Origin of the sequence: Opitutus sp. ER46, from assembly GCF_003054705.1 — a bacterium.
In the GTDB taxonomy this organism is placed as follows: domain Bacteria; phylum Verrucomicrobiota; class Verrucomicrobiia; order Opitutales; family Opitutaceae; genus ER46.
In genome coordinates, this window is sequence record NZ_QAYX01000023.1 from 614,060 (window position 1) to 627,677 (window position 13,618).

At 68.9% G+C, this 13,618-nt stretch carries 4 protein-coding genes; all 4 read right to left on the reverse strand.

Going from position 1 to position 13,618, the window contains the following annotated elements; translation table 11 throughout:
* Positions 1 to 5: 5 nt before the first annotated feature.
* Positions 6 to 3,131, reverse strand: a complete 3,126-nt coding sequence (locus tag DB354_RS22530) for a glycoside hydrolase family 9 protein (protein WP_199226861.1) — start codon at positions 3,129 to 3,131, stop codon at positions 6 to 8.
* A 188-nt stretch (positions 3,132 to 3,319) separates the two neighbouring features.
* Positions 3,320 to 4,951: a hypothetical protein gene (locus DB354_RS15405; RefSeq protein WP_107836517.1), complete on the reverse strand. Its 1,632-nt coding sequence runs from the start codon at positions 4,949 to 4,951 to the stop codon at positions 3,320 to 3,322.
* A 437-nt stretch (positions 4,952 to 5,388) separates the two neighbouring features.
* Positions 5,389 to 11,850: a glycoside hydrolase family 9 protein gene (locus DB354_RS15410; RefSeq protein ID WP_107836518.1), complete on the reverse strand. Its 6,462-nt coding sequence runs from the start codon at positions 11,848 to 11,850 to the stop codon at positions 5,389 to 5,391.
* A gap of 434 nt (positions 11,851 to 12,284) precedes the next feature.
* Positions 12,285 to 13,448, reverse strand: a complete 1,164-nt coding sequence (locus tag DB354_RS15415; RefSeq protein ID WP_107836519.1) for an acyltransferase — start codon at positions 13,446 to 13,448, stop codon at positions 12,285 to 12,287.
* Positions 13,449 to 13,618: the final 170 nt, after the last annotated feature.

Here is a 13,618-nt window from a genome sequence, read left to right on the forward strand (position 1 = left end):
GCGGCTCAGCGCTTCGCGTCGGGCGGCGCGGGCGGCGTCCGCTTGCCGGCGGCGTCCCAACGCACGCGCCCGCCGTGCAGGCGGAAGGTCATGCCCTTGAGGGTGCGGCCTTCGAGCGCGACGGCCTTGGCAGGCACGTCGAGTCGGACCCAGCGGCCGGCTGGCGGCACGGGGCCCATGGGCCACTGGCCGGGCGTGTTCGCCTTGCCCCACGGGATGAGATTCGGGCCCCAGTACGCGCGGTGCTCGAACGAACCGTCGTTCCACTCGAGCATGATGGTTTTCGGCGGGTGCTTCGGATCGATGAACATCCAGGCGAAGAGCACGTCGCCGGGATCGACTTCCAGCCGCGTCTCGGCCTCGTCGAACCCGTGTTCGTGAATCGCCGGCGCGAGGGCCGACTCGTGCTGGGGTGTGGTGCTGTGCGCGGCAGCGAGCTCCGGCGGTTTGCTGGCGGGCTTGATCCAGCCCCAGTTGTCACCGCCCTGGGCGGAGGGGCGGGCGCCGCGGGGGAGCGCGCCGTTGATCCAGTACACGACGGGGGCGGTGGCGCGAAACTCATGCCGCGCGACGACGCGCCGGCCGTCGGGGAGCGCGGCCTCGGCCTCGACCCATTGTGCGCCGGTCTCAGTCGGGGCGAAGGTGAACGTGGGCCCGAACGCCGGCTGCTGGTCGCGAGCCTCCCAGACGATGCGGGCGGCGCCGAGATCGAGCGCGCCCGCCTCGAGCCGGAAGGTCAGCGGAGCGCCGACGGCGACGGTGCCGGCGGCGCCGATGATGCGCGCAGGCGTCGGGCGCCACGCCTGGGTGCGCGCCGGGGTTTGCGCGGCCCAGAATGCGAGTGAGGCGAGGCTGCGCGCCTGGTTGGTGACGACAAACTCGGTGGAGAGGTTGTAGGCGTCGGACCACCGATCGTAGAGCGGGTAGATCGGCCCCGCGCCGCTGTCGCGCGGCCAGCTTTCATCGGCGAGTTGGGCGCGGTACAGGCCGCTGTAGTGGTACTCCGACTGCACCGCGCCGAGCGGAATGCCGCTCGGGGGCAGCGCGCGGTCGTCGGTCTGCGCGAACTGGTGCACGATCTCGTGCTGCCGGCGTATCCCGAGTCCGGTGACGAACACCCGGTTCACGGGATTGGCGCCGAGCTCGTAGTTCAGGTTGGCGAGGACCCCGGCGAGGTAAGCCGGGCGCGCCTGCAGTTGGTAGGCGACGGTCAGGTCGAACGCCTCGTCGCTGGCGAAGAACCAGCCGGCGCGACCGATGCGCTTCGAGGCCTCGGGAAAGCTCACGCCGTAGGCGCTCTGCTGGGAGGCACGGAGGACATCGTCGCCCGCGCGGCGCAGCTCGAGTTCGCAGCGGGCAAGATAGTTCGCATCGACCTGGTTGCGGGCGAGCCGGCCGTTGCGGGGGGCGAAGGCATAGCTGCGCAGGGCGTTGCCGTAGGCGAATGAGGCGCGGCGCCAGCCGTACTGGCGGGTGGCGGGATCCCCCGGGTTGGGAAACCACTCGAAGAGGCGACGCTCGTAGGCGCGGTTGCCGGTGGCGACGAAGAGCTCGGCGGCGGCCCAGGCAAGTTCGTCGTCGTGCTGGAAGCTGTCGCCGTAGTGCGTGAGCCGCTGGTAGGCGTCGGCTTTGCCGTGCTGCGAGAGCGCGCGCTCGAGAAACGCCCAGCCGCGCGTGGCTTGGGCAAGATAGCGCTGCGCGACGTCGGGATAGTGCCGCTTGAACGCCGGTGAACCCGCGCACTGCGCAAGCGCCGCGACGGCCGCGGCCGTGGCCGCCGTGGTCTTCGGCCACACCACCTGCGGGTCACCCCGATCGGGCGGCACGTCGTTCTCGTAGCGGCGGTCGCGCGGGTACACCAGGAAGTAGAACCCGCCGTCGTCATCCTGGAGCTTCGCTAGGTAGTCGGCCTCCCATTTGGCCTCCTGCAGAAGGTCGCTGATCCCGTCGCCGCTCTCGGGAATGCCGAGATTGTCCAGGGCGGCGACGCCGGGGAACGAGTCGACGGCGAACACGAGCGCGTGGATCAACGTGGCGCTGTTGATCGTGTACTTGCTGTAGTCGCCGGCGTCGTGATGCCCCCCGGAGACGTCCACCTTGCCCTGTCGCACGAACGGATACAGGAGGTCCGACGCGCGGTGGATCTGCTGCTCGGGGCGCTCGGGTTGGCCGGCGTCCTTGTAGAGATCGGCGATGATTCCCCAGGTTTTGGCGAACGCGTCGACCGGCAGCGGCACGTCGGCCGGAGCGGTGTGGCACGCGGCGTGGGCGAACCGCGTGAACGGCGGACCTTCGTCGCAGCCGCAGCGCTGGTGGTAAAGGCCGAGTGCGTACGCGCGCGCGACGCCCAGGAGTTCGCCGTCGCCGATTCGGAACGGCAGGGAGGCGCCGAGCCCGGCGACGGCGAGTTGGTAGGTGCCCGCGCGATCGAACGCGCTGAAGTCCGCCTCGTAAACGGCCTGGTAAGGCTGGGGCACGACGGCGAACCCCTGTTCGCGCCGCCGGCGGAGCTCGCCGTGATGCACGCGCTCGCCGGTGCGTGCGTCGAGCAGGTCGAAACCTGCCTCGGCCGGGATCGGCAGTTCACCGCCTGTGCCGAGATAGTACCCGACAAAGGCGACCTTGGGCTGGCCGCGCTCGTAGCCTTCCTGGTTGACGTGCAGCGCCGGGCTGTAGCGGCGCGGCTCGGATCGGGTGTGGAAAACCTTGCTCGCTGGCCACAGCGGGCTGTTTGCGTGCGAGAGGCGAACCTCCTGGTTGTCTGACACCGGCGCGCTGAGCTGCGCGATGAGGTGCGTCGCGACCCGCAGATCGCGGCGCTTGATCGGCGCGTAGAGCACGCGGCGCTTGAAGCTGAGACCGGTGACCGTAACGGGCTGGCCGGCGACGGAGACTTTGAAGTCCGCGGCGCGGAACGTCGCCTCTAGCGGGAGCGGCGGATCATCGGGGCCGGGCGCGGAAATCACCACCAGTTCCAGGAGTGTCGGCGAGAGGAGGCGCAGCGTCGCGTCGCCTGGCGCGGGCAGCCGCGGGCTCGCTTCGTCGATGGGCGCCGCGCCGACGGATCGCGGCAGCGCCAGCAGCAGCGTCAGCGCGACGAGCCGGGAGACGAAACGCAACGGCGGAGGCATGTTGGCTCGCAATCACACCAAGCGGCGTCCGCTCCCGGAAGGAGGTCCACACCCCATTCCCGGGTGGGTGGCGCCACCCCGGAAGTGTCACGTATTACGTGACAGTCGCCGGACGCGTCTCGGGCGGAAAGTGTCACGTAATACGTGACACTGGCGGCGGGCGTACGAGGGAAAGGCCGCGAAAAGTGTCACGCAATACGTGACACTTCGGCGGGGGAACGGCGGCGGGAGGTGTCACGCAATACGTGACAGTGGCGCGGGGCGCGGGTGGCGGTAGCGAGCAGCACGGTGCCGGCGAGGGCGAGTAGCCAGCCGAGGCGCGCGACGGCGAACACGATGCGGGCGACGGGTCGCGGCGGCTCCTCGGGTGCGAGAATTGAGCGCGGGAGGACCGCGGCCATCGCCGGATCCGCGAGCAGCGCCGCGAACGCGGTGGGATCACGCTCGAGGATCGGGAGCTGCCAGTTCGTGTTTTCCGGCAGCGTGGCGAGGTCGCGGCTCGGGAAGAACGCGCGCACGGCAGGGACCCACTCGCGCTCCTTGCCGTGGGCAAGTTGGATGGCGGTGGCGCCCATGGTGGCGAGGTAACCGGGCACGATGAGTGCGGCCCAGAGGACCAGCCAGCGGCGCAGGCGCGGCGCGGAGCGGGCGAGGAATACGGCGGCGGCCATGGCGGTGAAGCCGAAGAGGGCGACGACGTCGAGGAAGCGCGTCTGCACGAGGATCTCGGTCGAGCGCGCGACGGCGGACGCACCCTGCAGGAGGAGGGCGAGGAGCCCGACGACGACGATGCCAATGGCGGCGCTAGGGAGCCGGCGCGTTCGGGCGATGCGGGCGGCGAGGAGCAGCAGCGGTGTGGTGAGGAGCAGCGCGAGGAGAACGTGGAGCGTGACGTGGAGCGCGGGATGCGCCTGGAGCGTGCGGGCGGCGGCGAGGACGAGACTCTGTTCGGCGCTGGGAAGGCGCAGGACGAACCCAGGCACGAGACGGGCGGTTTCGGGCAGGTGAGCGACGATGAGGAGGAAGTTGCTGTACGGCCACGCCAGCAGCTTGGCCAAGGTGAACGCCTGATCGCCCGGTGGGCCGAGTGGCGCGGCGTGGGCGGCACGGAGAGCGGCGCCACCGGCGGCGAGCGCGAGCGCAACCAGGCCGTAGCCGACCGCAGCGCGCGCGGGCCAGAGGCGGAACACGCCGGCGAGCAGCGCGACGAGTGCGAGGGTGGCGGCGACGACGGGGCCGGCACCAAGCGTGAACGGAGCCGCGGCGGCGAGGGCAAGGGCGAGCCAGCGCCGGCCGGCCACGACGGCGCAGAGCGCGCCGGCGGCGGTGAGAAGAAAGAAGTCGAACTGCGACTGGAACGCCCAGAGCAGGTTGCGGTAGCCAAAGGGGAAGGCGAACAGCGCGGCGAGCAGGGTGCCGAGGGCGAAACGGGTGCGATCGAGTGCGCCCGCGAGGAGGTGGATGAAGCCGGTGGCAGCGGCGCCGAAGATCACCGTCTTCGCAATCATGACCAACTTGGGGTCCCAGGCGCCGTTGACGGTGAACCAGAAGATTTCCCAGAGCCGGGTGGCAACGATGCGGTGGTCGCCGTTGTGAGCCTCGAACAACGCGGCGAGCGAGAACGTGCCGTGAGCCCAGGCGGAGAGCACCTCGCGTCCGGTGGCTTCCCACTCGTCGACCAGCGCGATGCTCGCGCCCAGGCGTTCGACGAGAAAACAGCGGACGCCGACGACGAACAGGAAACAGCCGAGAAGGAAACGCCGCCAGCGGGCGGCGTCGTGCGGCGAGCGAACGGGAAAGAGCGAGGAGGATGGGCGCACGGGCAACGGGGGCCGGGGGGAGCAGCGTCACTCTAGCGTGTGGACGAGTGGGGCGAAGGTGGGTGAATACCGTAGCGCCGCGCGGACGCGGCGCGGACGCGCCGCTGTTTAAGGTTTCAAGGTTTAAGGTTTAACGTTCGGACCGACGGCGGGGGGGACCACCGGCGGTCTTTCTCTTTCTCTCCCACGTCTGCCGGTCGCGGGGTCCGCGACTGGCAGGGGCTTTTGAGAGAAAGAGGAAGAGTATGAGTAAGAGAAAGAGGTGGGGCGGGTGCAGACGGCAAAGCGCCGGGTGGCTTCGATAACCACCCGGCGCCGATGCTATGTTCGGTAGCGGTAGTGCGACCGCTCCGAAAGTTGATGCTTGCCTGGATGCCTTGCTGGGAAAGGAAAGGGGCCGGCGACGGGCGCACCCGCGCCGCCGGCCGCGGCGATGATTACTGGGCGGTGAAGCTGCCGGTCGCGAAGACGCGGCGGCCGTCCGGGTACATGATTTCCACGTCGACCCAGTTCGCGCCGGTGCTCTTCGGCGTGATGGTGTACGTCGAGCCGAAATCCGGCAGCTGGTCACGGGCTTCCCACGTGATGCGGGCGCCGGTGACGTCGAGGCCGTTCAGGTTGAGCGCGAGCGTGACGGGCTGACCGACCTTGGGTGTGCTGCCCGAGACGATCTGCACGGTGGAGGCGGTGGGCTTCCACGGCGTGGACTTGGCGCTGGTCTGGGCGGCCAGGAACGCGGCACCGATGAGCGCGCGGCCCTGGTTGAGCGTCACGAACTCGGTGGTGACGTTCCAGATGTCGCTGAACCGGTCCTGGAGCGGGTAGCTCGTGCCGCTGCTGCCGTCGGCCGGGAAGCTGACGCCGGTCAGCTCGCTGCCGTACAACGGCAGCCAGGCGAAGCTGGAGTGCACGTTGCTCATGGGCTGGCCGATCGGCGGGAGGACCCAGCGATTGTTGTTCCGGAACTGGCTCACCATCTGGGTGGGCCGGCGGACACCGAGGCCCGCGATGAACGAGACGTTCACCGGGTTGGCGCCCGTCTCGTAGTTCATGTTGGTGACGAGGGCGTCGATGTACTCCTGCTTCGGGTTGATCTGATACGCCATGGCCATCGCGTTGGCGGACTCCATGGAGAAGTACCAACCCGTCTGCATCGTGCGGCGGATGTTGTCCGGGAACACGGTGCCGTAGGCGCTGCCCTTGGTCCACTTGAGCGCCTCCTCGGCGGCGGCGGTGATCTGGCCTTCGCAGGCGGCGAGGTAGGTGGCGTTCAACTGGCTCGCGGCCAGGCGGCCGGAGCGGGCGGCGAACGCGTAGGTACGGATCGCGGCGCCCCAGCCCTGGTACAGGCGTTCCCAGCTCCAATGGAGCGTGTTCGGGTCGGCCGGGTTCGGGAACCACTCGAGCAGCTTCTGCTGGTACTGCGCCTCGCCGGTGGCGACGAACATGGCGGCGGCGGCCCAGGCGAGCTCGTCGTCGTGCATGAACTCATCGCCGTAGAACGTGATGCGCTGGTAGGCGCCGTCCTTGCCGTACTTGGCGATGGCGTTCATGAGGAACTGCCAGCCGAGCTTGGCCTTGGCGAGGTACGAGGCCGCGAGGTCCGGGTAAGCCTTCTTGAAGGCCGGGGACGAGGCGAACTCGGCGAGCACGGCGACCGAGGCGGCCGTGGCGGACGTGTTCTTGGGCCAGACAACCTGCTGGTCGCCCTTCTCCGGGGAGATGTCGTATTCGTATTCCCGATTCTTCGGGTACACGATGAAGTAGAAGCCGCCGTCGGAGTCCTGCAGCTTGGCCACGTAGTCGGCCTCCCACTTCGCTTCCTGGAGGATGTCGCCGATGCCGTCGCCGCTCTCGGGGATGCCGAGATTGTCGAGGCTGCCGGCGCCCTGGATCGAGTCGGCGGCGAACAGGATGTTGTGCGCGAGGAGCGCCACATCGATGGTGTACTTGCTGTAGTCGCCGGCGTCGTGATGGCCGCCCGAGACGTCGACCTTGCCCTGCCGCACGAACGGATAGAGCTGGGTGGCGGGGCCCGTGAGGACCGGCGCGGTCTGGCGGCTGTTGCCGCTGCTGTACGAGGTGATCACACGCCACGTGAAGTCGTAGGCGGGATCGGACGTCGGGACCTCGGCGGCGGCCGTATGGCAGGCCGCGTGGACGAAGCGCGTGTAGGGCAGCTCGTTGGAGCCGCCGCAGCGCTGGTGATACAGGCCGAGTTCGTAAGCCCGGGCGAACGCCATGGCGACGCCTTCGTTGATGACGAACGGGAGCGAAGCGCCCATGCCGGGGACGACGACCTGGTACTCGCCGGGCGTCTTGTAGCTGGTGAAGTCAGCCTCGTACACCTTCTGGTAAGGCATCGGGCTGGTCTGGTAGCCGGTATCGCGACGATTGGTCAGCGTGCCGGTGTACACGGTGACGCCGGTGGCGGCGTTCACGAGCTTGAAGCCCTTGGCGGCGTCGACGTCCATCTCCCCCAGGTTGCCCAGGTAGTAGCCGACCATGGCCTTCTTGCTGAAGCCGGGGACATAGCCCTCCTGGTTGACGTGGATCGCAGGGTTGAAGCGCAGGGCTTCAGCCTTGCTGGAGAACGTGAAGGCGGAGCCCCACAGCGCGTTGCCGGGATTCTTCACCTCGACGGTCTGACCCTCGGTGATCGGGGCGGACAACTTGAGGAACAAGCTGGCCTCGACGCGGAGGTCGCGAACGTTGAGTTGGGCGTAGGCGGCGCGGCGGCGGAAGCCGACCGAGCTGACGCTGATCGCCTGACCGTTGGACGTGACGGCGAACTGCGACGTCGCGGGAGCGTTCAGGTTGCCGGACGCGTCGACGAAGTTCCAGTCGGCGAACGTTGCGGGTTCGGCGGGCTTGGCGAGCACGCGGCGGAGTTCGAGCAGCGTCGGCGAAAGGACGCGGAGCTCGTGATCACCAACCTGCGGAATGCGCGCGAGGACGTTTTCGCCCCACGTGGACGGAGGCAGGGGAGTGTCGGACCCATTCGGATCGGTCGGGATGGTCGATGGCGTGGTCGTAGGCGTGCCGGAGGAGGAGTCGCCACCGGAGGGGGCGCCGCCCGAAGGCGTGCCCGGCGAGGTGTCGCCGCCCGAGCTGGTGCTGCCGGTCTTGCCGGAGGCATCCCAGGTGGCGGCGCCGCCGAAGAGTGCGAAGCCCATGGCAACGACCTTCTCGTTCTCGAGGCCCACGGCGCTGGCCGGGACTTCGAGGCGAACCCACTTGCCGGTCGCGGGGAGCGCGCCGGCGTAGTAACGGCCGGTGCCGGAGCCGCGGTCGATCTTGTTGGCGCCCCAGTAGGCGCGGTGCTCCCACGAGGAGTTCGTGGACCAGCTCAGCATGATCTCGGACGGCGGGTTGGCCGGGTCGAGGTACACGTAGGCGAAGAGCTTGTCGCCGGTGGCGACGGACAACCAGCTGCCAGACCAGCCGAACCAGTGTTCGTGGAGGCCGGTGGCGAGGTCGGAGCGATGCGCCTTGGTGCCGGAGACAGGCGTCGGATTGCTGCTCACCCAGTTCCAGGTGTCGCCATTGGTCGCGAGACCGCCGGCGCCGGTGGGCAGGGTGTCATCGATCCAGACGGTGTCCGACGTGGTCGGCCCGGGCGTGGTCGGGGTGGGCGACGTGGTGCCGCCGCCGGAAGGAGTCTCGCCGGTGGAGGTACCGGGGGTGGACTTGCCGGAGGCGTCGAAGTTCGCCGCGCCGCCGAAGAGCGAGTAGCCCATGGCGACGACGGTTTCCTTCTCCATGCCCACGGCGCTGGCCGGGACTTCGAGGCGGACCCACTGGCCGGTGGCGGGCAGAGCGCCCGCGTAGTAGCGGCCGACGCCGCTGCCGCGGTCGATCTGGTTGGCGCCCCAGTAGGCGCGGTGTTCCCACGAGGTGTTCGTGGACCAGCTGATCATGATCTCGGCGGGCGGGTTGGCCGGGTCGAGGTACACGTAGGTGAAGAGCTTGTCACCGACCGCGACTGGGAGGGTCGCGCCGGACCAGCCGAACCAGTGCTCGTGGAGGCCGGTGGCGACATCGGAGCGGTGCGACTTGGTGCCGTACTTGGCGAGGTTGCTCACCCAGTTCCAGGTATCGCCATTGGTCGCGAGACCGCCGGCGCCGGAGGGGAGGGCGTCATCGATCCAGACGGTGTCTTTGGCTGTGGTGCTGCCGGAACCAGGGGAAGGCGTGGTGACGATCGGGATGGACGGCGCGCTGGGCAGCCGCTTGCCGGAGGTGTCCCAAGTGACGCCGCCGCCGAAGGCGGAGAAGCCCATGCCGGTGACGGTGGAGGCGTCGAGGCCGACGGCGCTGGCCGGGACCTCGAGCTTGACCCACTGGCCGGTGGCGGGGAGGGCGCCGGCGTAGTAACGACCCGCGCCGGAGCCGCGATCGATCTGATTGGCGCCCCAGTAGGCGCGGTGTTCCCACGACGAGCTGGTGGACCAGCTTAGCATGATCTCGGACGGCGGGTTGGCCGGGTCGAGGTACACGTAGGTGAAGAGCAGATCGCCCTTGGCGACCGCGAGAGGGCTGGCGGACCAGCCGAACCAGTGCTCGTGGAGACCGGTGGCGGCGTCCGAACGGTGCGCCTTGGTGCCGGTGGCGGGAGTGGGCGAGGTCACCCAGTTCCAGGTGTCGCCATTCGTGCCGAGGCCGCCGGCGCCAGCCGGGAGGGCGTCGTCGATCCAGACCGTGGTGCCGGCGGTGGTGCCGGGGATGGTCGGGCCGGTGGAGGGCGTGGGCGAGGTGGTGCCGCCGCCGGTGTCACCGGGGCTCGTGGTGGCGTTGCTCACGGTGACCGTGTAGGCGGCCGCGGTGGCGATATTGCCGGCGGCATCGCGAGCGAGGGCCGTGATCGTGTGCGTGCCATTGCTGAACGACGTCGAGTTGAGCGTCGTCTGGTACGGGGCGCTCGTGAGCTCGGCGCCGAGGTTGGCGCCGTCGAATTTGAACTGCACGCCGGTGACGCCGACGTTGTCGCTGGCGTTGGCGCTGACGGTCACGGCGGTGCCGGACACGGTGGCGCCGTTGCTGGGCGACGTGAGGGAGACCGTCGGGAGGGTGGTGTCAGGCGTCGGGGTCGGCGTGGTGCCGCCGCCGGAAACCGACCAGAAGGCGCCCTGGCTGGCGTTGTAGTAGGAACCGCTGGTGGTGTCCTCGAGCTTCACGGTGCGGACCATGTAGGTGGCGCCGCTCGGAGCGGAGGTGTCGGTGAACAGCGGGTTGGTGACGACGGACGACGTCAGGCGCGTGAACGGGCCGTTGGCGGACGTGGCGCGATAAACGTGGTAACCGACGACGTTGGTGTCGGCGGCGGCGGTCCAATTGAGGGCCACGGCGCTGCCGCTGACGGTGCCGCGGAGGTTGGAGACCGGCATGACCGGGTGCAGGCGCAGGGTCGGGTCGCCCATGAGCGCGATGTGCGTGCGGTGGGCGGCGGTGTTGATCTGGGTCTGGTAGCTGTTGACGTTGTTCTGCGTCAGCTGGGCGACGTAGCCGATGGTTTCACCGGCGCCCATGGGATGGAGGAACCAGTGGGGGCGGCCGGACCAGACGGAGACGAGGCCGGAGTCGGTGGCGAGGGGGGCGCGGAGGAAGTTGTCCTCGTGGTCCCAATCGCCGAGCCAGGAGCCGAAGATCAGGTTGAACACGCCGCGGGTGTTGGCCGTGACGAGATCGTAGGTCGTGCCGGCGTTGTAGAGGCCGCTGTTGCCGATGCCGGAAACGGCGTCGTAGCTGCCGGCGCCGCAGCCGTAGGCGAGGAGGTAATCGTTCTGGGCGGCCTGGGGAATCCAGACGCCGCGCTGATCGTTGTACTCGCGGTTGAGATCGCGGATGTTGGACGCGCCGACGAGCGGAGCGAAGCTGCGGAAGCCGGAGGCGCCGAAGGCCTCGCCGCCGCGGGCACCGAAGTAATCGCCGAGGACGGCGCGGCGGGGCGGGTTGTTGGCGCGGGTACGGAACGCGTGGTCCTTGTTCAGGTACTTGCGCATGAGATCGAGCTCGGTGGGAAAGGAGGCGGCGGCGCCCCATTCCTTGCGGCCCGGCATGTTGGCGAGGTCGACCCGGCCGACCTGCAACTCGACGTTGGATGGGATGTCCGACTGGTCGAACTTGCCGTCGCCGGGGACGTTGCTGATGCGCTTCGCGTCGGCGGGATCGGTGTTGATCGTCTGCGTGTAGTTGACCGAGGAGTCGGTCCAGTCGCCGTCGACATCGCCGTAGAAGACGTCGGCCGGCCAGGCGCCGATGTGATCGGAGTGGCCGTCGGGGTTGAACTGGCCGGAGTAGGGCACGGGGACGTGGCCGAAGAGGAAGACGGACTTCACGTTGGCTGGATCGGCGGCGTAGTCGGCCTTGATGAGGGCCTTGACCGACGCGACCGAGTCATTGCGGCCGACGTCGTGGCGGAGGACGGTCCAGCCGTCGCCGACGAGGTCCTGCTGCAGCCGCGCAAGCTCGGAGGCGAGTGCGGTGGAGAAGGTGTTGTCGACGATCAGGACGACCTTGCCGCGGTTCTCGACGAGGGGCGTCTGGATCCCGGTGCGGATGTAGCCGTAGCCGGTGTACGAGCCCGCCGCCTTGACGATGCGGTACTCGTAGGCGGTGCCGACGGCGACGTTGGTGTCGGTGTACGACGTGGAGCTACCCGCGATCGTGGTGCCGGAACCCCAGGAGGTGTCGTTGGGGGCTTTGCGGTAGATCGTGTAGCTTGAAGGGGTGCCGTTGGTGTCCTGCGGCCAGCTCAAGGTGATCTTGGCGGGCGCGGGCTGGACGGCAGAACTCACCTGGACACTGTAGTCCCAGACGTTTTCCACGGCGTGGGCGGAGGTGAGGCTGAGGGTGATGGCGGTCAGCAGAGCGACCGCGGCACTGAGGAATCGAATCATAGCCCCGCCAGCATGCCCGACTCGCGCAAATGCCTTTATCCGCGCGGGTCTGATAAACCTGTCAGTCTGCGCGCAGGTTCGCTGTCAGTGTCTGTCTGACAAAACGCCCAACCCGCGGGGGGGCGCCGCGGCGCGGGGGCGGTCAAGGGCAGGCGACACGGAGCGAAAACCCGCAAGGTGCTCTGCAGGATCGCGGTCTTTCTCTTACTCTTCCTCTTCCTCTTTCTTTCGATCGGCTGGCCCGTGGGGGCCTGAGGCCCGGTCACAGAATCTGAATCTCGTTACCCCGATGGTATGAACCACGGAGGCACGGAGGTCACAGAGAAGACCGGGCTGGCCGAGTAGGACATCGAGAGAAAGAGTACGAGGAAGAGAAAGAGTAAGCGTCGGATGGAGCGCTGCCTTTTTCCACGCGCGCGCGGCGTCGGCCGGGGTCAGCCCGGCAACGACGTGGCGACGGCGGGGACCTTGGTGGCGGCCGGTGGCGGGGGCGCAACGACCGCAGGGCGGCGGTCGCTGAACCAACGGTCCTTCAGGCGCAGGAAAAAGCGCTCGTACGTGAGGTAGCTGACCGACGCGATCGCGACGCTGAGGAGCGTGCTGCCGAGGAACAGGAGACCGACGGACTCGAGGTGCGCGGCGGCGAGGACGCCGCGCACGGCGCGGATGCACAGCACGTGGAGCAGGTAGATCCCAAAGCTGATGGTGCCGATCCAGGCGACCGGCCGCAGCCGGAGGGCGCGGGCAAAATCGTTGTCCTCGCGCACGACGCAGGTGGCGACGAGGAAGGTGAGCGTCACGGCAACCAGGAGTTCGCCGAAGAAGCCAAGATCGCGTTGGAACCAGAGCGCGACGAGGACGGCGGTCGCGGCGGCCCAGGCGGACCCGCGGCGGCCCGCGAACCGAGCGACGGCGTGGTAGCCCCGCGCGGAGTCGAGCACGTGGGCGAGGATGACGCCGAGCAGGATCGCGGCGGGGACGCTGCTGAGGATCTTGAGCGGGAGCGTCTGGGCGCCGGCCACGTAGGCGAGCCCGGCGAGCTGCGTCACGACGAGCAGGCCGAGCGCGAGGAAGGCGGGGGAGGCGCGACCAAAGCCGCGTTCGACCCACGGCCAGCAAAGGTAGAACTGCTCCTCGGCGGCAAGGGACCAGGCGAAGTAGAAAATCACGCGCCCATCCAGCTCGACGAACCAGTTGGAGGTGAACGTGGCGAAGGCGGGCAGATTGGCGAAGAAGGCCTGGCCGGCGGGGCCGCGTTCGAGATACCATACGAGTCCGACGTAGCCCAGGAGGACGGCGTAGTAGAGCGGCAGGATGCGCAGGGCACGGCGGCACCAGAAGCGCGGCACGTCGAGTGCGCCGCGGCGCTTCGCGCGCAGGAGCAGGGTGGAAATGAGAAACGCGGAGATGACGAAGAACAGGTGCACGCCACGATTGCCCTCGTGGACGAGCCGGGTGGCGGCGGGGAAGGCAGACTCGGACGCGTGGTGCCAGATCACCGCGAGGATGCTGATCGCGCGCAGCCCATCGAGCGACGTGAAGAAGGACGTGCGCGAGAAACGTTCGTAGCCGGCGGCGAGACTCGCGTCGGGGGTCATGCGCGCGAGTTTATGCGCGCGACCGCTCCGTGCCCCAGTGGGTGAGTACCCCGGGGGCCGGGCCGCGCTGCGGCCCGGCCCCCCCGGGAGTGAGAGTGAAAGTGAGAGTGAAAGTGGCCGGAGGCGGGCCAGGGAGTGAAGGATAGTGGCCGGTCTTTCTCTTTCTCGTA